Annotated in this window: 13 protein-coding genes and 1 tRNA gene; 7 read left to right on the plus strand and 7 right to left on the minus strand. The window is 73.3% G+C overall.

Annotation, left to right across the window (positions count from 1 at the left end):
* Positions 1-5: 5 nt before the first annotated feature.
* A complete protein-coding gene (gene mfd, locus IE225_RS20735) occupies positions 6-3542 on the minus strand; it encodes a transcription-repair coupling factor (protein ID WP_190059080.1) in 3537 nt (1178 codons plus the stop codon).
* 99 nt (positions 3543-3641) lie between these two features.
* Between mfd and IE225_RS20740 the strand changes: the two genes are divergently transcribed.
* A complete protein-coding gene (locus tag IE225_RS20740) occupies positions 3642-3782 on the plus strand; it encodes a hypothetical protein (protein WP_190059081.1) in 141 nt (46 codons plus the stop codon).
* A 182-nt stretch (positions 3783-3964) separates the two neighbouring features.
* Here the strand turns inward: IE225_RS20740 and IE225_RS20745 are convergent, their stop codons facing one another.
* Together IE225_RS20745 and IE225_RS20750 are read right to left on the minus strand one after the other, a co-directional pair.
* A complete protein-coding gene (locus tag IE225_RS20745) occupies positions 3965-6544 on the minus strand; it encodes an ABC transporter permease (RefSeq protein ID WP_190059082.1) in 2580 nt (859 codons plus the stop codon).
* Positions 6541-7329, minus strand: a complete 789-nt coding sequence (locus tag IE225_RS20750) for an ABC transporter ATP-binding protein (protein WP_190059083.1) — start codon at positions 7327-7329, stop codon at positions 6541-6543. The genes IE225_RS20745 and IE225_RS20750 overlap by 4 nt, the downstream gene beginning before the upstream one ends.
* 537 nt (positions 7330-7866) lie before the next feature.
* Here IE225_RS20750 and IE225_RS20755 point away from each other — a divergent pair.
* Positions 7867-9363 (plus strand): MFS transporter, encoded by a 1497-nt coding sequence (locus tag IE225_RS20755; protein ID WP_229879846.1) that lies wholly within the window; start codon positions 7867-7869, stop codon positions 9361-9363.
* Positions 9364-9859: 496 nt separating this feature from the next.
* Here IE225_RS20755 and IE225_RS20760 read toward each other — a convergent pair whose 3' ends face one another.
* The 3 genes from IE225_RS20760 to IE225_RS20770 all read right to left on the minus strand — a co-directional run bounded on the left by IE225_RS20760 (position 9860) and on the right by IE225_RS20770 (position 14969).
* A complete protein-coding gene (locus IE225_RS20760; protein WP_308432529.1) occupies positions 9860-10864 on the minus strand; it encodes a cellulose-binding protein in 1005 nt (334 codons plus the stop codon).
* Between the two features lie 169 nt (positions 10865-11033).
* The gene (locus IE225_RS20765) at positions 11034-13940 is read right to left on the minus strand and encodes an SUKH-4 family immunity protein (protein ID WP_190059084.1); all 2907 of its coding nucleotides are present in this window, start codon (positions 13938-13940) and stop codon (positions 11034-11036) included.
* Between the two features lie 9 nt (positions 13941-13949).
* Positions 13950-14969 (minus strand): SMI1/KNR4 family protein, encoded by a 1020-nt coding sequence (locus IE225_RS20770; protein WP_190059085.1) that lies wholly within the window; start codon positions 14967-14969, stop codon positions 13950-13952.
* Positions 14970-15252: 283 nt separating this feature from the next.
* Here IE225_RS20770 and IE225_RS20775 point away from each other — a divergent pair, with 283 nt between their 5' ends.
* Positions 15253-15795, plus strand: coding sequence for a YwqJ-related putative deaminase (locus IE225_RS20775; RefSeq protein WP_190059086.1), 543 nt, complete (start codon positions 15253-15255; stop codon positions 15793-15795).
* Between the two features lie 74 nt (positions 15796-15869).
* Positions 15870-16364: an SUKH-3 domain-containing protein gene (locus IE225_RS20780; RefSeq protein ID WP_190059087.1), complete on the plus strand. Its 495-nt coding sequence runs from the start codon at positions 15870-15872 to the stop codon at positions 16362-16364.
* 227 nt (positions 16365-16591) lie between these two features.
* Here IE225_RS20780 and IE225_RS20785 read toward each other — a convergent pair whose 3' ends face one another.
* Positions 16592-17911 carry a sensor histidine kinase gene (locus IE225_RS20785; protein WP_190059088.1) on the minus strand — a complete coding sequence of 440 codons (1320 nt, stop codon included), beginning with the start codon at positions 17909-17911 and terminating at the stop codon, positions 16592-16594.
* Positions 17912-18078: 167 nt separating this feature from the next.
* On the opposite strand from IE225_RS20785, the gene IE225_RS20790 reads away from it, so the two are divergent.
* From IE225_RS20790 to glmU, 3 genes are all read left to right on the plus strand, one after another.
* Entirely contained in the window at positions 18079-18945 is an 867-nt protein-coding gene (locus tag IE225_RS20790; RefSeq protein ID WP_190059089.1) for a hypothetical protein, read from the plus strand.
* Between the two features lie 7 nt (positions 18946-18952).
* Positions 18953-19025, plus strand: a tRNA-Gln gene (locus IE225_RS20795).
* Between the two features lie 130 nt (positions 19026-19155).
* Positions 19156-20601 carry a bifunctional UDP-N-acetylglucosamine diphosphorylase/glucosamine-1-phosphate N-acetyltransferase GlmU gene (glmU, locus tag IE225_RS20800; RefSeq protein ID WP_190059090.1) on the plus strand — a complete coding sequence of 482 codons (1446 nt, stop codon included), beginning with the start codon at positions 19156-19158 and terminating at the stop codon, positions 20599-20601.
* Positions 20602-20669: the final 68 nt, after the last annotated feature.

A 20669-nucleotide genomic window follows, 5' to 3' on the forward strand; every position in this document is an offset into this window, starting at 1 on the left:
CGGGCCTACGAGCCCAGTACCGACGTCAGGAACTCGCCGACCCAGGCCAGCAGTTCCCGGCCGACCAGGGGCTTGCCGCCGATCTTGGCGGTCTTGGGGCGGGGGACGAGGACCTGGTGGAGGGCGGGTTTGACGACCGTGCCGGGGTAGAGGCGCTTGACGCGCAGCTCCTGGGACTCGCGCAGGTCGACGGGGGCGAAGCGGATGCTGGTGCCCTGCAGGACGATCTCGCCGACGCCGCAGGCGCGGGCGAGCAGGCGCAGGCCGGCGACGAGCAGGAGGTTCTCCACCGGTTCGGGCATCTTGCCGTAGCGGTCGGTGAGTTCCTCGCGGACGGCCTTGATGTCCTCCTCGCTGGTGGCGGAGGCGATGGCGCGGTAGGCCTGCAGGCGCAGCCGCTCGCCGGGCGCGTAGTCGTGCGGGACGTGCGCGTCGACCGGCAGCTCGATCTTGACCTCGAGCGGCTCCTCCTTGACCTCGCCGGTCTCCAGCTGGCGCCGGTAGTCGGCGACGGCCTCGCCGACCATACGGACGTACAGGTCGAAGCCGACGCCCGCGATGTGCCCGGACTGCTCGCCGCCCAGCAGGTTGCCCGCGCCGCGGATCTCCAGGTCCTTCATCGCCACGTACATGCCGGCGCCCATCTCGGTGTGCTGGGCGATGGTGGCCAGGCGCTCGTGGGCGGTCTCCGTCAGGGGCTTCTCCGGCGGGTAGAGGAAGTAGGCGTAGCCCCGCTCGCGGCCGCGGCCGACCCGGCCGCGCAACTGGTGGAGCTGGGAGAGGCCGAAGGTGTCGGCGCGCTCCACGATGAGGGTGTTGGCGTTGGCGATGTCGATGCCGGACTCGACGATCGTGGTGGAGACCAGCACGTCGAACTTCTTCTCCCAGAAGTCGACGACGACCTGCTCCAGCACCGACTCCGACATCTGGCCGTGCGCGGTGGCGATGCGCGCCTCCGGCACGATCTCGCGCAGCCGGGCCGCCGCGCGGTCGATGGACTCGACCCGGTTGTGGATGTAGAAGACCTGGCCCTCGCGCAGCAGCTCGCGGCGGATGGCGGCGCCGATCTGCTTCTCGTCGTAGGGCCCGACGAAGGTCAGCACCGGGTGCCGCTCCTCCGGCGGGGTGGTGATCGTCGACATCTCGCGGATGCCGGTGACCGCCATCTCCAGGGTGCGCGGGATGGGCGTGGCGGACATGGTCAGCACGTCGACGTTGGCGCGCAGCTTCTTGAGCTGCTCCTTGTGCTCGACGCCGAAGCGCTGCTCCTCGTCGACGATGACCAGGCCGAGGTCCTTGAACTTCACCTCGGAGGAGAACAGCCGGTGGGTGCCGATGACGACGTCCACCGAGCCGTCCCGCAGGCCGTCCAGGACGGCCTTGGCCTCGGCGTCGGTCTGGAAGCGGGAGAGCGCCTTGACGGTCACCGGGAACTGCGCGTACCGCTCGCTGAAGGTGCCGAAGTGCTGCTGCACCAGCAGGGTCGTCGGGACCAGGACCGCGACCTGCTTGCCGTCCTGGACGGCCTTGAAGGCGGCGCGGACCGCGATCTCCGTCTTGCCGTAGCCGACGTCGCCGCAGATCAGCCGGTCCATCGGGACCGACTTCTCCATGTCCTGCTTGACCTCGGCGATGGTGGTGAGCTGGTCGGGGGTCTCGGCGTAGGGGAAGGCGTCCTCCAGCTCGCGCTGCCAGGGCGTGTCGGGCGAGAAGGCGTGCCCGGGCGCCGCCATGCGGGCGGAGTACAGCTTGATGAGGTCGGCGGCGATCTCCTTGACGGCCTTCTTCGCGCGCGCCTTGGTCTTCGTCCAGTCGGCGCCGCCCAGCCGGTGCAGCGTGGGCTGCTCGCCGCCGACGTACTTGGTGATCTGCTCGAGCTGGTCGGTGGGGATGTAGAGGCGGTCGCCGGGCTGGCCGCGCTTGGCGGGCGCGTACTCCACGACCAGGTACTCGCGGGTGGCGCCCTGCACGGTGCGCTGCACCATCTCGATGTAGCGGCCGACGCCGTGCTGCTCGTGGACGATGTAATCGCCCGGCTCCAGGGTGAGCGGGTCGATGGTCTTGCGGCGGCGGGCGGGCATGCGGGCGCCGTCGCGGCCGGCCGTCCGCTGCCCGGACAGGTCGGTCTCCGTGAGCACCGCCAGCTTCAGCGCGGGGTCGACGAAGCCGTGCTCGAGGGAGCCGCACGCGACGTGCACCACGGACGGGGTGAGGGTGGCGAGGCCGGCGTCCAGGCGGGCCGCGATGCCCTCGCCGCCGAGCACCTCCACCGTGCGGGCGGCCGGGCCGTGGCCCTCGGTGACGAACACCGTGCGCCAGCCGTCGGCGAGCCAGCCCTTGGTGTCGGCGAGCGCCTTGGCGGTGTCGCCGCGGTACCGCTCGGGCGCGTGCATGCCCAGCGGGAGGGTGTCGGCGTCCTCGCCGGCCTCCTCCGCGGCGGCGAACGGCGACACCGACCACCACATCATGCCCAGCTCGCGCGCGTGCTCGCGGACGTCGGCCAGCGACCGCAGGGAGGCCGCGCCCACGTCGATGGGCGCCTCGCCCCCGCCGGCGGTCGCGGCCCAGGACGCCTGCAGGAACTCCTGGCTGGTGGCGACCAGGTCGGCGGCGCGCGTCCGCACCCGCTCCGGGTCGCACACCACCGCCATGGCGCCCTTGGGCAGCACGTCCAGCAGCAGCTCCATGTCGTCGACGAGGACGGGCGCGAGGGACTCCATGCCCTCCACCGCGATCCCCTCGGCGATCTTTCCGAGCAGTTCGCCCAGCTCCGGGTGCTCCTCGGCCAGGGCGCGTGCGCGGGCCCGCACGTCGTCGGTGAGCAGCAGCTCCCGGCAGGGCGGCGCCCACAGGCCGTGCTCGGCGACCTCCAGCGACCGCTGGTCGGCGACCTTGAAGTAGCGGATCTCCTCGACGTCGTCGCCCCAGAACTCGATGCGCAGCGGGTGTTCCTCGGTGGGCGGGAACACGTCGAGGATGCCGCCGCGCACGGCGAACTCGCCGCGCTTCTCCACGAGTTCCACGCGCGCGTAGGCGGCCGCGGCGAGCGCCTGGACGACATCGTCCAGCGCGACGGTGTCCCCGGTGCGCAGCGCGACCGGCTCCAGGTCGCCCAGGCCCTTGACCTGCGGCTGCAGCACCGAGCGGACGGGGGCCACGACGACGGAGACCGGGCCGGTCGCGGGGTCGCCGGGGTCGGGGTGGGCCAGTCGCCGCAGCACGGCGAGACGGCGGCCGACGGTGTCGCTGCGGGGGCTGAGCCGCTCGTGCGGCAGGGTCTCCCAGGACGGGTACTCCACGACGCCCTCGGGCGGCAGCAGCGAGCGCAGCGCCGCCGCGAGGTCCTCGGCCTCGCGGCCGGTGGCCGTCACCGCCAGCACCGGCCGCCCGGCGTCGCGCGCCAGCGCCGCCACCGCGAAGGCGCGGGCCGCCGGCGGGCCGACCAGGTCGAGGTGCGGGCGGTTGCCGTGCCGCGCCGCCTCGATCGCTTCCGCGAGGGCGGCATCCTTGACGACGGCGTCGAGCAGACCGTGCAGGCTCATGGAGGGCTTTTTCCGTCCGGGTGGGCAGTCGGGCAGGTGGGCAACACGAAGGGCCCGACGCGTGGGGCGCCGGGGGGTATCCAGCGTACGACGGGCGGGGTGAGGGCCGCCGGGGCTGTGGACAACGGCCGGATTGTGGACAACCGCGGCACCCGTGCCGCCGACGGCAACCGCGGCACTCGTGACGCCGGCGGCAACCACGGCACCCGTGACGCCGACGGCACCCCATGGCGGCCGTGACACACGAACCGGGGCCGGTGGATGTCCACCGGCCCCGGTCCCTCCCCGTTCCCGCGGGGGTCTGTGTGCCCAAGGTCCCCAAGGTCCTCAAGGTCCCCAAGGGGGCTCAGCAGGAGGCCCTGCTCGGGCTGCTCGAGCTACTCGGGCTACTCGAGCTACTCGGGCTACTCGGGCTACTCGGGCTACTCGGTCGCGATCGCGTTCAGCACGTTCATCCGGCCGGCGCGGAACGCCGGGATCAGGGCGGCCGCCAGGCCGACGAAGGCGGCGCCGACGAAGACCGTGATGATCGTGGACCAGGGGATGTCGAGGATGTTGAGGCCCTCCAGGGCCAGGAGCTTCTGGGCCGTGGCGCCCCAGCCCATGCCCAGCCCCAGGCCCAGCAGGGCGCCGAAGAGGGCGATGACGACCGACTCCAGGCGGATCATGCGGCGCAGCTGACGGCGGGAGAGGCCGATGGCGCGCATCAGGCCGATCTCGCGGGTGCGTTCGACCACCGACAGGGCCAGGGTGTTCACCACGCCCAGGATCGCCACGATGATCGCCAGGGCCAGGAGGCCGTAGATCATGTTCAGCAGCTGGCCGATCTGGTCCTTCAGGGCCTTCTTGTAGTCGGTCTGGTCGCGCACGGTGTACTGCGGGTAGTCGCGCAGCGCCGACTTCAGCGCCTTGTAGGCGGTCTTCTCCTGACCGTCCCGGGCGGTGGCGAACAGTAGCTGGTCCAGGGGCATGCGGTCGGCGGGCACGTACCGGGCGGCGGTCGCGATCGACGCGTACATCGCGCCCTTGTCGATCGCGGTGTCGTCGCTGGTGATGGCGCGGACGGTCAGTTCGGCCGTGCCGCCGTCCCGGAAGTCGACCGCCACGGTGGAGCCGACCTTGATGCCGTGCTTCTTGGCGAAGCCCTCGAAGACGGACATCGAGCCGGGCCGGTAGGCGTCCGCCAGGGTGCCGGCGACGGTCTTGGTGCGCAGGTCCTGGGCGTACGTCGGGTCGGCGGCGTTGATCGTCTCGTTCCGGGTGGTGCGCCCGTCGGGGGTGGTGAGGGTGGCGTCGAGCACCTTGTACTCGGTCACCCGCTGCAGGCCGGGCGTGGCCTTCACGGCCTTGACGGCCTGCGGGACGATCGGCTGGCCGCCGTCGTTCTGGACGATGAAGTCGGTGCCGACGGTCTTGTCGAGCTGGTCGCCGGCCGACGCCACCATGGAGGAGCCGACCACCGACAGGCACGCGACCAGCGCCAGGCCGATCATCAGGGCGGCGCCGGTGGCGCCGGTGCGGCGCGGGTTGCGCAGGGCGTTGCGCTCGGCCATGCGGCCGACGGGTCCGAAGACGCGCAGCAGCAGCGCGCCGAGGACGCGGACCACGCCGCCCGCCAGCAGCGGGCCGACCATGACGAAGCCGATCAGGGTGAGGACGACGCCCAGGCCGAGCCAGAGGGAGCCAGCAGCGGCCTTGTTGGCGGACGCCGCGACGTACAGGGTGCAGCCGCCGGCACCGGTCAGCAGCAGTCCGAGCAGGGCGCGCACGCGGCCGGCGCGGGCGTCGGCCGGGGCGTGGGCGTCGCGCAGGGCGGCCATCGGGGAGACCCGGCCGGCGCGGCGGGCGGGCAGGTAGGCGGCGAGCACGGTGACGACGACGCCGAGGAGAACGCCGGCCACCGGGGTGGTCCAGGCGATCGTCAGGTCGTCGGTGGACAGGTGCATGCCCATCTTGCCCATGAGCTTCATCAGGCCGACGGCGATACCGACGCCCGCGCCGACACCCAGGACGGAGCCGAAGGCGCCCAGCAGCAGCGCCTCGGCCAGCACCGAGCGGTTGACCTGGCGGCGGGTGGAGCCGATGGCCCGCAGCAGGCCGATCTCCCGGGTGCGCTGGGCGACCAGCATGGAGAACGTGTTGATGATCAGGAAGATGCCGACGAGGAAGGCGATCCCGGCGAAGCCGAGCATCCCGTACTTCATGACGTTCATGAAGCTCTTGACGTCCTTCTGGTTGGCGTCGGCGGTCTCCTTGGCCGTCTGCACCTTGTAGCCGCGGCCGATCTCGGCGACCACGTTCTTCTTCAACTGCGCGTCGCTGACCCCGGTGGCGGCCGTGACGTTGACGTTGGTGTAGACGCCGCGCTGCCCGACCAGGGTCCGCTGGGCGGTTTCCGTGTCCAGGTAGAAGACCGCGGCGCCGGGGTTGGTGACGGTGAAGGAGGCGATGCCGGAGATCTTCGCGGTGTGCGTGCCGACCGCGCTGATCACGCCGATCCGGTCGCCGAGCCGCAGGTGGTGCTTGGCGGCGGTGTCGGCGTCGACCATCACCTGGTCGGGGCCCTTGGGCGCCCTGCCGGAGGTGATCTTCATGGTGCGGGCGTCGTTGCCGTTCCAGCTTCCGACGATGGTGGGCGCGCCGCTGGACGGCGACAGGTTGTGCCGGTCGGCGTCGACGACGGTCACGGAGGTGGAGAACACCGTGCCCTCGGCCGACTTCACGCCGTCCGCGTGCCGCACCCGGTTCAGCACGGAGGCCGGCATCACCGGCGGCTTGCCGGTGCCGGAGGTGGTCTCGCCGCTGTCGGAGGCGCCCTTGGCGCTGACGGTGACGTCCGAGGAGGTGGCCTGGAACAGCTTGTCGAACGTCGTGTTCATGGTGTCGGTGAAGACGAGCGTGCCGCACACGAACGCCACCGACAGCAGCACCGCGATCGCGGACAGGACCATGCGGCCCTTGTGCGCGAGGACGTTGCGCAGTGAGGTCTTCAGGACGGTCATGCCGTACGCCCCCGCGCGTCGAAGTCCTTCATCCGGTCCAGGACCTGCTCGGCCGTCGGCGCGTGCATCTCGTCGACGATCCGGCCGTCGGCGAGGTAGAGCACACGGTCCGCGTACGAGGCGGCCACCGGGTCGTGGGTGACCATCACGATGGTCTGGCCGAGCTCGTCGACCGAACGGCGCAGGAAGCCGAGGACCTCGGCGCCCGCGCGGGAGTCGAGGTTGCCGGTGGGCTCGTCACCGAAGATGATCTCCGGCCGGGCGGCCAGGGCCCGCGCCACGGCCACGCGCTGCTGCTGGCCGCCGGAGAGCTGGCTGGGCCGGTGCTTGAGCCGCCCGGCCAGGCCCACGGTGTCGACGACCCGTTCCAGCCACTCGCGGTCCGGCTTGCGGCCGGCGATGTCCATCGGCAGCGTGATGTTCTCGATCGCGTTCAGCGTCGGCAGCAGGTTGAACGCCTGGAAGATGAACCCGACCCGGTCCCGGCGCAGTTGGGTGAGCTTCTTGTCCTTCAGCTTGGTGATCTCGGTGTCGTCGAGGAAGATCTGCCCGCTGGTGACGGTGTCGAGACCGGCGAGGCAGTGCATCAGCGTGGACTTGCCGGACCCCGAGGGACCCATGATCGCGGTGAACTGGCCGCGGAGGATGTCCACGTCGACATGGTCGAGGGCGACGACCCGGGTCTCCCCGGCGCCGTACGCCTTCACGACCTGCCGCGCCCGCGCGGCAACGGCCGTACGCGCTCCAGTGCCCCCGTGCCTGGGAATGGTCACAGCCGATGTCACGTCATGTCTCCTCTGTCGGTCAGCAAGTGAAGGTGGGTCGGCAGGACTGTCGCCGGTGTGCTCCGCCCGGCCCGTGTCCACGAGTCTGGCGGGCAAGGCCGGTCGGGCGCGCTGGTGCGCGGCCCCGTCTTCACCGGGGGAAAACCCCACCCCCGCCGGTTCGGCCGGCCGCCCCCCAGCGGCGTAAAGCCAGGTTAAGGACCGGCCATGGGTCTTCTCGTCCTCCGGCGGGACGAACCCACCCCGGTCCGCAGTACGGAGGAACCCCTAGGGGGCTTCCACCGACGGGTGGAGGAGTTCTCGGGGTCGGCTCCACCCATCGGCCTGTCCGGGCTCCACCCTCCCCTCGCGCCGGGACCGAGTGGGAAGCTGTGTCCGGCAGTTGGGTGCAGGGGCCATGGAAACGGGGCCGCGGGGACCGGGGCTGAGGGGACAGGGCCCGCGGGGACCGGGGCTGAGGGGACAGAGCCCGCGGAAACAGGGGCCGTGGAAACAGAGGCCGTGGAAAGGAGCGCCGTGGATCAGGAGGACACCGGGATACAAGCCGCCGCGGCCGCCGGCACCGGGCCGCGGACCTCGCGCGGCCGGCGCGGCGCGGTGGCCGCCGCCCTCATGCTGGCGATGGCGCTGGCCGCGCTCGACTCCACCGTCGTCTCCACCGCCGTCCCGCAGATCGTCGGCGACCTGGGCGGCTTCTCCGTCTTCTCCTGGCTGTTCTCCGGCTACCTGCTCGCCGTGACGGTCACCCTGCCCGTCTACGGCAGGCTCTCCGACACCTTCGGCCGCACACCGGTGCTCGTGGCGGGCGCGTCCGTCTTCCTGCTCGGCTCCCTGCTGTGCGCACTGGCCTGGAACATGGGCGCGCTGATCGCCTTCCGGGTCGTCCAGGGCCTGGGCGGCGGCGCGCTGCAGGGCACGGTGCAGACCCTCGCCGCCGACCTGTACCCGCTGCGGGAACGCCCGAAGATCCAGTCCAAGCTGTCCACGGTGTGGGCGGTGTCCGCGATCGCCGGCCCGGCACTCGGCGGCCTGCTCGCCGGATACGCCGACTGGCGCTGGATCTTCCTGCTCAACCTGCCGATCGGCGCGGCCGCCCTGTGGCTGGTCGTGCGCCACCTGCACGAGCCGGCCCGGGAGCGGGCGGGCCGGCCGCGGGTGGACTGGGCGGGCGCGCTGGCGGTGTTCGCGTGCGGCGGGACGCTGCTGACGGCGCTGGTGCAGGGCGGGGTGGCCTGGCCGTGGCTGTCCGCGCCGTCCCTCGCCCTGACCGGGGCGGGAGCGGCGCTGGCGGTGGTGGCCGTGGTGGTCGAACGCCGGGCCGCCGAGCCCGTCATCCCCGGCTGGGTCTGGCGCCGCCGGACGATCGCCGCGGTCAACCTCGCCCTGGGCGCGCTGGGTCTGCTGATGGTGGCGCCGACGGTGTTCCTGCCGACGTACGCGCAGGCGGTGCTGGGGCTCGCGCCGGTGACCGCCGGGTTCGTGCTGTCCGTGTGGACGCTGAGCTGGCCGGTGTCGGCGGCGCTCAGCCAGCACGTCTACCGCCGCCTCGGCTTCCGCGACACCGCGCTGCTCGGCATCGGCGTCGCGGCGCTGATCCTGCTGGCGTTCCCGCTGCTGCCCTATCCCGGCCGGGCGTGGCAGCCGACGCTGCTGATGCTCTGCCTGGGCGGCGCGCTCGGCCTGTTCCAGCTCCCGCTGATCGTCGGCGTGCAGTCGACGGTGGGCTGGTCGGAGCGCGGCACCACCACCGCGTCCGTCCTCTTCTGCCGCCAGACCGGCCAGACCCTCGGGGCGTCCCTGTTCGGCGCGGTCGCCAACGGCGTCCTCGCCGCGCGCCTCGGCGGCGCCGGCGACCTGGACTCCGTCACCCGCGCCCTGGACGCGGGCACGGCGCCGGAGGCCACCCGGCGCGCGATCGCGGACGCGGTGCACGCGGTGTACGTCGGCGCGTCCTGCGCGGCGGCCCTGGCCTTCCTGGTCCTGCTGCTCGTGGCCCCGCGCCGCTTCCCGGTGCGGACCGACCCCGGCGACTGAGCCACACCGCGGCGGCGGCACGGCGAACCGGACCGGCCCCGGCGACAGCCCGGCACCCCGGCCCACCCCCGGCAGCGGTGCCACGACAGCCCAGAACGACTCCACCAGTGGCGGCACGGCGAACCGGACCGCCCCCAGCGACAGCCCGGCACCCCGGCCCACCCCCGGCAGCGGTGCCACGACAGCCCAGAACGACTCCACCAGTGGCGGCACGACGGACCGGACCGCCCCCAGCGACAGCCCGGCACCCCGGCCCACCCCCGGCAGCGGTGCCACGACAGCCCAGAACGACTCCACCAGTGGCGGCGCGGCAGCTCGGACCGCCCCCGACGGCAGTTCGGCACCCCGCGACGACTTCGCTGGTCGGGCACTCCACCGGCGGGGTGCTCCACCGGCCAGGCACTCCACCGACCGGGCACTCCACCGACCGGGCACTCCACCGGCCGGGCCCGGGGACGCGGGCCCGGCCGGCGCGGCCCCGCGCGGCCCGGGCCGGTTACTCCGCCGGTGCCGGCCGCCCCGTCAGGGCGGCCGGCCGACCGCGGTCCCGGGCCGCGCGGGTGTGGGCATGGTCCGCGCGGGCGTGGACGTGATCCGTACGGGCGTGGTCCGCGCGGGCGTGGACGTGATCCGTACGGGCGTGGTCCGCGCGGGCGTGGACGTGATCCGTACGGGCGTGGTCCGCGTGGACGGGGGCGTGGTCCGTACGGGCGTGGGCCTGGTCCCGGTGGTGTTCGCCGTGCGCGCGCAGGACGCGTTCGGTCTCGCGGGCGACGAGGTCCGCGCGGCTTCGGGCCTCGGCGAGGATCTCGGCGGCACGGGCCCGGGCCTGCTCCTGGCGGCGCCGGGCGGTGCGCTCGGCGCCGGCCAGGGACCGCCGGGCCTCGGCCAGGGCGGCCTCGGCGCGTGCGGTGTCCGCGGTGTGCCGGGCGTCCAGCGCAGCGGCGCGCTCGGCCTCCTCGCGCTCCAGTTGCGCCCACCGCTCGGCGTACTCCCGGGCCTGGTCGGCCGGCCGTCCTTGGGCCTGCCGCCTGGCCTCCCGCAGCACGCCCAGCACCTCGCGGCGGCCCTCCCTGATCTGCCGCCGGACCGCGACGCGCACCTCGTCGGCCTCGGCGCGCGCGGCGAGCAGGCGCTGCCGGGCGTCCTCGTCCGCCTGGGCGCGTACGGCGTCGGCGTGCGCCCGCGCCGCCTCGCACACGCCGGCCGCGTGCGCCCGCGCCTCCTCCACCAGGCGCCGCGCCTCCTGCCGCCCGCGCTCCCGCACGGCGCGCGCCTCCTGTTGCCCCAGCGCGAACAGCCGCCGGGCGTCCTCGCCCAGCGTCTCGTACGTCTGCGGAGCCAGCCCCGCGACCACCTCGCGCAGCCGGCGCGCCTCCGCCGCCATCTCGCGGGCCAGCACGGTGAGCCGCGCGGCCCGCTCCCAGGCGGCGTCCCGGTCGTCGGAGAGGGCCTGGAGGTACGCGTCGACCTGGTCGGGACGGTAACCGCGGCTTCTCATGCTGGACCCCTCTCCACCGGACGGACGCGAGCCGATGACGGCACGCACATCTTGAGGTAAAGGACGTAAATGTGCTTAACCGACACTCCGGACAGCGAAGAGGGCCGGGTCCGGTCGTCCGACCGGGCCCGGCCCTCCCGCGCGGCGCGCCCCGCCGCTCAGCGGCGGATCACAGCAGGCCGTCCCACATCTGCTCCAGCACCACCGACCACCAGCTCTCCGGCGACCCGAGCGCCGCCGGGTCCAAGGCGGCGAGCTGGGCCTGGAAGTCGACGGTCCAGCGGCCCGCCTGCTCCTGGTTCAGGCCGTAGCGCAGCCGCCACATCCGGCCCAGCAGGGCGAGGCAGCGCTGGAGCTCCAGCAGCCCGGTGTTGACGAACTGCGGCGGCACCGGCGCACCGCCCGGCCCCGCCTCCACGGGCACCGCCACGATGTTCGCCGTGCCGTACTGCACGCAGATCGCCTTGCCGAAGTCGCTGCCCAGCACCAGGTACGACCCCGCGTCCGGCGCCGGCCGCACCCCGCGCTCCGCCGCCAGCTCGGCCAGCGTCGGCACCGGGCGGCCCGGCTGGGCCTGCGCCCAGAAGAACGGGCCCATGTCCAGCGGCAGCCCGGCCACCACCAGCGAGTGCGCCACCACCGGCGGCACGCCCTGCCGGTCCACCGCGGCCTGCTCGAACCGGAAGACCCCCGGCCCGAACGCCCCCGCCAGCTCCTGCGCCACACCCTCCGGCGGCAGCGGCGGCGCCGCCTGCACCGGCGGCAGCGGCGCCCGCACCGGCGCCGGCCGCGCCGGCCCGTCCGCCACCTGGTGCAACTCGCCCTGATGCGCGAGGAGTTGCTGCATGCCCTGCTGCCGGCTCGCGTGGTCCGTGCCGTACGGCGCGATCGACGTGATGCGCGCCTGCGGCCACTGCTCGCGGATCATCCGCGCGCAGTACGCGCCCGGCAGCTCGCACGACTCCAGCTCCGTGTGCAGCTCCAGCACCTGGTCCGGCGGCACGTTCATCGCCCGCAGCTCGTGGAAGATCTGCCACTCCGGGTGCGGCAGCCCCGGCGCCGAACGCCGGATGAGCTGCTGCTCGGTCCCGTCCGGCGCGCGGTAGCGCAGCACCGCCTGGTAGCCGGGGCCCACCGTCGGCTGCGCCTGCTGCGGATAGCCGTACGCCGGCGGCTGCTGCCCGGGCATCGGCGCGCCGGGCGGCACGGCACCGGGAGGCACGGCACCGGGAGGCACAACTCCGGGAGACATGGCACCGGGAGGCGGCACCGCGCCGGACGGCACCGGCGGGGGCGCGACCGGGGGCGGCACCGCGCCGGGCGGCGGGACGGCTCCGGGCGGCACCGCGCCGGACGGCTGCGGCGGCGGGGGCGGAGGCACGCCGGGGCCGCCGGCCGGAGGTGCGGCCAGCACGGTCTGCGCGTGGTGCACGGCACCCGGCGCGCCCGGGGCGGCCGGCGGCTGCGGGGCGGCCGGCGGCTGCGGGGCACCAGGAGCGGGCGGAGTTCCCGGCGCGCCCGGAGCACCGGGAGCACTTGGAGCACCCGGCGCACCCGGGGCACCCGGGGCACCCGGGGCACCCGGAGGGCCGGGCGGCTGCGGTACGCCCCTGCCCAGGCTGCCGCCAGGCTGGTGGGGGTCGGCGAGCATGGTGGCCGCGTGGTGGACACCACCCGGAGGCGTACCGCCGGGCGTGCGCGGCGCGCCGGGAGCACCCGGCGGCGGAGGCGGCGTACCCGGAGCACCCGGCGGCGGAGGTGTGCCCGGCGCACCCGGCGCCTGCGGGGCGCCCGCTCCGGCCGCCCCCTCCGGTCCCTCCGGTCCCTCCGGCCCCTGCGGACCGAGCGACGACACCAGTTGCGTCGGGACGTACCCGCCGGCCGGCGTCGCGGCACCGCCCGGCGCACCGGGCGGCGGAGGCGGCGTGCCCGGAGCACCCGGAGCACTCGGCGGCGGGGGCGGCGTGCCCGGCGCGCCGCGCCGCGGCGGAGGGGCCGCCTTGCCGGCGGCGGCGTCCGCGAGGTCGGCGGCGCTCGGCGCACCGGGCGGCGGGGGCGGGGTGCCGGGAGCCGCAGGACTCCCCGGGCCCTGCTGAGGGCCGTACGACGATCCGGCCGGCGCGGGAGGAGGCGTGCTGCCCGGCGGAGGCGGAACCGGCGCACCCGGCCCGGCCGGCTGCCCCTGCTCGTCCACCGCCGGAGCGACCGCCGTCGGCGGCAACTGGCTCCCGCCCTCCATCATCCGGGTCCGCTCGTCCGGCGCCGCGCCCGGCCGCGCCTCCGCCCGGGGAGTGCTCAGCGGCGGCGCGAACACCGTCTCCGGCAACGGCACCGAACGGTCCTCGTCCGCCTCGGCGCTGGTGTCCGTCCCCGCCCACGGAGTCGCCCCCACGGGGACACCCGGCGCACCGGACGGCGGGGGCGGCGTACCCGGCGCACCCGGAGCGCTCGGCGCACCCGGAGCGCTCGACGCACCCGGAGCGCCCGACGCACCCGGAGCGCCCGATCCACCCGATGTGTCCGACGCGTCCGACACGCTCGACGGACTCGGCACGCTCGACGGACTCGGCACGCCCGACGCATCCGACGCGCCCGCACTCGGCACGCCCGACGCATCCGACGCACCCGCACCCGCACCGGAATCCCCCGACCCCTCCGCGGCCGCGGCGGCCGCCCGCACCCCGCCCCGCTGGTCCGGAATCCCCAGCTTGTCCGCCGCCTCCTGCAACCACTCCGGCGGAGACAACAGGAACGACGTCTGGTTCAAATCCACCCGCGCCGGAGCGGCCGCCGGCACCGCCGGTCCGCCCACGTCCGTACGGCCGTACCGCTCCTCGTACCGGCGGATCACCTCGCCCACCGGCAGCGCCGGCCACAGCGTGGCCTCACCGCTGTCCCGCGCGATCACCAGCCGCTGCCCGCCGCCGTCCGACCGCGGCCCGTCGGCGCGGTCCTCCGCCCACACCACAAACCCCAGCTCGAACTCCCGCACCCGCACCTCACGGTGCTGGTACGACGGCACATCGCCGTTGATCCACTCCTCCGCGCGCTCCTGCGCCTGCGCGAACGTCACCATGGCCTGCGCTCACTCCCCCACCGACGACACCGGCACGGCGCGCGCGAACCCGCCGTCCACCATCAGGTTCGCCACCGTCTCCAACTCCGGCGGATCGCCGGCCAGCCGCGACAGGAACGCGTCGAAGTCCTCACCGCACGGCAGCAGCAACCGCTCCACACGCTCCGCCTGCGACCACGACGGATCCACGTCCCGCACGTCGTCGTACGCGCAGAACCACACCGAACCCACCCGGTCGCCCCGCACCTTGACCGCCAGCAGCCCGCCCTGCACGAACGCCACCCCCAGATAGTCCTTGGTCAGGTGGTCCCGCAGGCACTTGTTGACGTACACCAGGTCATTGACCGCCGCCTCGTCCCGCACCGTGAAGAACGGCTGGTCGATCAGCAGCCCCAACTCGGCGTCCAGCGCCGTCCCGACGGGCGCACACCCGCCCGCCGCCTTCAAAAACGACCGGTACGCGCCCGGCAGCCGGTAACCGAGGTCCTCCTCGACGCCCTGCACCTGCGCCTCCGTCACCGCCACCCCCGACTTCGGCAGCCGGAAGTGCGCGGGCCGCGTCTCCGGCAGCGGCCGGGTGCCCCGCTTCGCCTGATCGACGTTGGCGGTCGCGATCCCGCCGTGGTGCCGCAGCAGCGCCTTCACCTCGACCGGAACCAGCTCCAGCCGCCGCGTGAACGGCACGTGGTGCCACGTCCACCCGTGCGGCGTCGCCACATGGGGCACCGTGTCCCACAACTCGTGCCCCGCCGCGGCCAGCGCCGCGTTCGCCGACACGTAGTCCGTCAACCGCAGTTCGTCCACACCGAAGCCCTCCGGCGGCTCCGCGATCTCCGCGGCCGCCCGCGCGTACGGCGAGAAGTCGGGATAACCCCGCTCGTCCACCCGCACCCCCCGCGGATGCCGGGCGGCCCGCACCGGATCCGGGAAATGCACGACCTGCCCGGCATAGGCCGCGTTCGGCGGCGCGGCTTGTCCCCCAGCCTGGCGGCTGGACGGCGCCCCCAGCCCGAGCCGACCTGTCGTCATGGCGCTTGCCCCCTGCGGCGTTCTGTGCGAATCGGTCCCCCGGACCGACGAACCGACGTTCACGGACGGTCGACAGCCTATGCGGTACACCGACCCCGGTCACCGGCCCACCGCACCACCCCCCACCACCGCACCCGCCCCCGGCCCACCCCCCGTGACCAGCCGTCACCCCGCCGTGACGCACCGCCGACCCAACACGCCCACCCGCCGACCCAGCTTCCGCACCCGCCACGCCATTTGGCACTCTGTGACCGCCAGGGGGACACCCGGAGGGACGACGACCATGAGAACGACACCGACGAAGCCACACGCCGACCGCTCCCCCGACCCCCGCGCCGGCATCCCCCACCCCGGCGACCCCCGCATCGGCTGGAGCACCGCCGACACACCCCCCGCACCCGTCCTGCGCCACCGCCGCGACGGCATACTCCCCACCATCGCCGCCGCCCTGTCCGTACGCGGCGCCACCCTCACCGGCACCGCCGCCCGCGGCGACACACCCCCCGCCCTGCACCCCCTCGTCCAGGACTTCCTCGACACCCTCACCAGCGACCAGCGCGACCGCTTCACCGGCCGCTGCGCCGAAACCATCCTCATCTCCCGGCACATCGCCACCGCCGACGCCACCCGCAGCAAACGCGCCGCCCGCAAACCCATGACCAACGGCGAGGCCCGCAAAGCCCTCAAACACGCCAAACTCACCACCCGGCACATCCGCGAGGACGGCGACCCCCTGCACGGCACCTTCGCCCCGCCCTGCCGCGCCTGCAGCGCCCTCACCGCCCACTTCGGCGTCCGCGTCGTCGACCCCACGACCACCGACTGACCCCCGCCCCACCCCCCACCCGCACACCCCGCACCCGCACACACCAGACGTACGCACGACGGACGTAAGGGCAGATGCACACCGACCGCACCTCGACCACCCGCTTCCCCGTCCCCGTCGACGCCACCCTGCGCGCCGCCGGCTGGCACCCCGGACGCTGGGACATCGAACAGGCCGAGACCTGGGCCGACACCCTGCGCGCCCACACCTCACCCGCCGGCCACCGCCACGCCGTCTTCCCCGCCGCCGTCGAAGCCTGGGCCGAATTCGGCGGCCTCACCCTCACCCCCACCGGACCCGGCCGCCAGATCGCCCCCGCCCACCTCGACCTCGACCCCCTGCACGGCCTCCACCTCGCCCGCACCCTCGGCGACCTCGGCCGCGCCCTGGGCACCGAACTCAGCCCCCTCGGCACCGAGACCGCCACCCACACCCTGCTCGCCATCGACACCGACGGCCGCGTCTACGCCGTCGACCACACCGGCGACTGGTACCTCGGCCCCGACATCGACCACGCCCTCACCGCACTCGTCACAGGCATCGAACCGACCCGCCTCACCACGGCCTGAAAAACCCCCGCGCAACACCGCCCCGACGGACCGCCCACCACACCCGCCACCCGCCCCGCACCCGGCCGACACCCGCACCCGCACCCGGCCGACACCCGCACCCGCCCCGCCACGACCACCGGCCGCCCCGACCACCAGGCACTACGACCACCAGGCACTACGACTGCCGGCTACCGACCGCCACGACCACCAACCACCGGCCGCCACGACCGGCCGACCACCGACCGCTACGGCGCCGGAATCACAGCCGACACCCGGAAGCCCCCCGCCTCCGTCGGCCCCGACACGAACACCCCGCCCAGCTCCACAACCCGCTCCTTCATCCCCACCAGGCCGTTCCCACCCGACGGCAACCCCGCCGCCTCCGCCGACGCCGGCTCCGGCGGCGGCTCATTCTCCACCTGCATCGCGATCTCCGACCCCCGGTGCGCCACCCGCACATGCGTCTTCGCACCCGCCGCATGCTTGTGGACGTTGGTCAACGCCTCCTGCACCACCCGGTACGCCGTCTGCTCCACCTCCGGCGGATACGACCGCGCCTCCCCCTCCACCGACAAATCCACCACCATCCCCGCGGCCGCCGACTGCCCGATCAACTCCTCCAACGCCGACAACCCCGGCCCCTCGGACACCGCCGCCACGGCCGCCCCCGCCACCTCGGCCCGCGACGCGGCCGCCGCCGCGGCCGCCCCCACCGCGGCCAACGGCACCCCCCTGGACACCGGCCGCTCACTGCTGCGCAGCACCCCGAGCATCTCCCGCAACTCCGTCAGCGCCTGCCGCCCCATGTCCCCCACGAGCGCCGCGTTGCGCACCGCCTTCTCGGGATCCTTCCGCGCCACCGCCTGCAACGCCGCCGCGTGCACCACCATCAAACTCACCCGGTGCGCGACCACATCGTGCATCTCCCGCGCGATCCGCGTCCGCTCCTCGTTACGGGCCCACTCGGCCCGCTCCTCCGCCCGCTCCGCCAGCAACTGCAACTCGCGCTCGAGACTGTCCGCCCGCTCCCGCAGACTCTCCATCAGCCGACGCCGCGCCCCCACGTACAGCCCCAGCAGCACGGGCGGCGCCGTCAACCCCAGCGACGTCGCGATCGCCGCGAACGGCAGGAACCAGTCCCCCAGCGTCCAGTCCCCCCGGTCCATGTCCTGCCGCACCCGCACGAACGTCACGATCAACGTACCGACGAGAGACATCCCGGCCAGCGCCCCGATGACCCGCCGCGGCAGCTCCGCGGCGGCCAGCGTGTACAGCCCGACCACGCCCATCAGGAAACCCATCTGGGCCGGCGTGATCGCGACGGCCACCAGCACCACGGCGATCGGCCACCGCCGCCGCAGCACCAGCACCGACCCGGCCAGCAGGCCGAACACCACCCCCACCGACACCGGGACCCCCGCGTCCCGCGCGAACGGGATCCCCTCCGCGCCGCACTCCAACGCGGACACCAGCGCCAGACACACGTCCAGCACCGCACTGCGCCATCTCGACCACCACCACGGCCCGGTCGGGGCCGGCGCGTGGTCTTCCCCCGTCGAGGTCATGCCTTCCAGCCTACGGGCGCCCCGCGCCGCACTTCCGGCGAGTTTCCCGCACCACCCCACACCACGGTCCGTGACCAACCGGAAGCGAAACCACCCGAAATCACTCGAACTACTGAACGTCGACCGTTCGACTACTGAACCGACCATTCCGCTTGGACCGTATGCCTATGGCACAGACCACAGGCAAATACGCCGACTTCGAGGGACTGCGAGAGAAGGCGGTGGCACTGCGACGCGCGGGCTACAGCCTCCGGCAGATCCGCGACGCATTGCAGGTCCACAACAAGGACGTCCTCCAGCGCCTGGTCGAGGGTGAACCCGCGCCGGCCTGGACCAAGCGCCCCAACGCCAAGGACGACCTCCGGCAGAGGGCGCGGGAACTCCGGCTTCAAGGCTGTACGTACGACCAGATCGAGGCTGAGCTCGGCTGCTCACGGAGCTCGGTGTCGCTGTGGGTACGGGACCTGCCGAAACCGGAACCGCGTTACACGCCAGAGGAACAACGAGCTCTCATGCACGCCGGTCTGGCAAGGGCGCGTGCCGCCCAAGCGGAAGAACGGGAGCGCATCAAGCAGAAGGCCGAAGCGGAGATCGCCAACCTCACGGACCGGGAACTGCTCTTGACAGGCACAGCCCTCTACTGGGCCGAGGGGCAGAAGAGCAAGCCGTACCAGCGACGCGAAGGGGTCGTCTTCGTCAACAGCGACCCCGGGGTGATCCTGGTCTTCCTGGCCTGGCTCAAGCTGCTGGGTGTGGATCGCGAACGCCTGCGCTTCCGGGTCATGATCCACGAAAGTGCCGACGTGGCCGCCGCCGAACGCTACTGGGCAGACCTGGTGGGCGTGGACGTCTCGGCCCTCCAACGCACCACTCTCAAGAAGCACAACCCCAAGACGGTCCGCAAGAACATCGGCGAAGCCTACTATGGCTGTCTCGACGTCCGTGTCCTCCAGGGAGCGGAGCTGTACTGCCGCATCGAGGGCTGGTGGAACGGAATCGTTGCTGGCCTGCAACGCAACTCCGGTAAGGTCTGAGGCGCTGTCCCCCGTGGTGTAACTGGCAGCACACTGGTTTTTGGTACCAGCAGGACAAGGTTCGAATCCTTGCGGGGGAGTCACAGCACAAGAGACCTCAGTTCGGGTCCCGACCCACCCAGGTCGGGACCCGCTCTCGTCCCCCTTCGGAAACCCCCCGCTATCCTGCGGATGTCACCCCCACCCATCTCGAAGCCGAAGGGCAACCCCGTGAGCGTCATCCGCCCGGCAGCCGTCGTCGTTCTTGCAGCGGGTGAGGGCACCCGTATGAAGTCGGCCACACCGAAGGTTCTGCACGAGATCTGTGGCCGTTCGCTGGTGGGTCACGTCCTCGCCGCCGCCCGTGAGTTGGAGCCGGAGCAGCTCGTCGTCGTGGTCGGGCACGCCCGGGAGCAGGTCGCCGCGCATCTGAGCGAGGTCGACCCCGGTGTGCGGACGGCGGTGCAGGAGGAGCAGCGCGGTACCGGGCACGCCGTGCGGATGGCGTTGGAGGAGCTGGGCGGTTCCGTGGCGGGGACCGTGGTGGTGGTGTGCGGGGACACGCCGCTGCTGACGGGGGAGACGTTGAACCGTCTGGTGGCCGCGCATCACGACGGGGGCAATGCGGTGACGGTGCTGACCGCACAGGTGCCGGATGCGACCGGTTACGGCCGGATCGTGCGGGATGCCTCGGGTGCGGTGACGGCGATCGTGGAGCACAAGGACGCGTCGGAGGAGCAGCGGGGGATCCGGGAGATCAACTCGGGTGTGTTCGCGTTCGACGGGCGGTTGCTGGCGGATGCGCTGGGGAAGGTCCGTGCGGACAACAGCCAGGGTGAGGAGTACCTCACGGATGTGCTGGGGATCCTGCGGGAGGCCGGTCACCGTGTGGGGGCGTGCCTGGCGGGTGATCATCGGGAGATCGCCGGCATCAACAACCGGGTGCAGTTGGCCGAGGCGCGTCGGATTTTGAACGAGCGGTTGTTGACGCGGGCGATGCTGGATGGGGTGACGGTCGTGGATCCGGCGAGTACGTGGGTGGATGTGACGGTGACGTTCGAGCGGGATGTGGTGGTGCATCCGAACACGCAGTTGCACGGTGCCACGCATCTGTGCGAGGGCTCGGAGGTGGGTCCGAACAGCCGGTTGTCGGACACGTGGGTGGGTCCGGGGGCGCGGGTGGACAACGCGGTGTGTGAGGGTGCCGAGATCGGTCCGGACACTTCGGTGGGTCCGTTCGCGTATTTGCGTCCGGGGACGCGGTTGGCGGCGAGGGCGAAGATCGGCACGTATGTGGAGACGAAGAACGCGTCGATCGGTGAGGGTACGAAGGTGCCGCATCTGTCGTATGTCGGTGATGCGACGATCGGTGAGTACACGAACATCGGCGCGGCGAGTGTGTTCGTGAACTACGACGGGCAGAGCAAACATCACACGACGGTGGGTTCGCACTGTCGTATGGGTGCGGACAACATGTATGTGGCGCCTGTCACGGTGGGGGACGGGGCGTACAGTGCCGCGGGTTCGGTGATCACGAAGGATGTGCCGCCCGGTTCGCTGGCCGTGGCTCGTGGTCAGCAGCGGAATATTGAGGGTTGGGTGGCGCGCAAGCGTCCGGGGAGTGCGGCGGCGAAGGCGGCCGAGGCGGCGTCTCGGGCGGTGGAGGAGGAGGGCTGAGGGGGGTGGTGGCGGACCCGCCTGAAAGTGGGTCTTCCGGGACGGGCTACCGTGAGAGGTGCAGGGGC

The organism is Streptomyces echinoruber, assembly GCF_014651135.1.
Taxonomy (GTDB): domain Bacteria; phylum Actinomycetota; class Actinomycetes; order Streptomycetales; family Streptomycetaceae; genus Streptomyces; species Streptomyces echinoruber.

Coding starts and splice junctions, on each gene's coding strand:
- IE225_RS20775 (WP_190059086.1), top strand. CDS start 15,253: ATGAGAACGACACCGACGAAGCCACACGCCGACCGCTCCCCCGACCCC.
- IE225_RS20765 (WP_190059084.1), bottom strand. CDS start 13,940: ATGGTGACGTTCGCGCAGGCGCAGGAGCGCGCGGAGGAGTGGATCAAC.
- IE225_RS20745 (WP_190059082.1), bottom strand. CDS start 6,544: ATGACCGTCCTGAAGACCTCACTGCGCAACGTCCTCGCGCACAAGGGC.
- IE225_RS20785 (WP_190059088.1), bottom strand. CDS start 17,911: ATGACCTCGACGGGGGAAGACCACGCGCCGGCCCCGACCGGGCCGTGG.
- IE225_RS20790 (WP_190059089.1), top strand. CDS start 18,079: ATGGCACAGACCACAGGCAAATACGCCGACTTCGAGGGACTGCGAGAG.
- IE225_RS20780 (WP_190059087.1), top strand. CDS start 15,870: ATGCACACCGACCGCACCTCGACCACCCGCTTCCCCGTCCCCGTCGAC.
- mfd (WP_190059080.1), bottom strand. CDS start 3,542: ATGAGCCTGCACGGTCTGCTCGACGCCGTCGTCAAGGATGCCGCCCTC.
- IE225_RS20760 (WP_308432529.1), bottom strand. CDS start 10,864: ATGAGAAGCCGCGGTTACCGTCCCGACCAGGTCGACGCGTACCTCCAG.
- IE225_RS20770 (WP_190059085.1), bottom strand. CDS start 14,969: ATGACGACAGGTCGGCTCGGGCTGGGGGCGCCGTCCAGCCGCCAGGCT.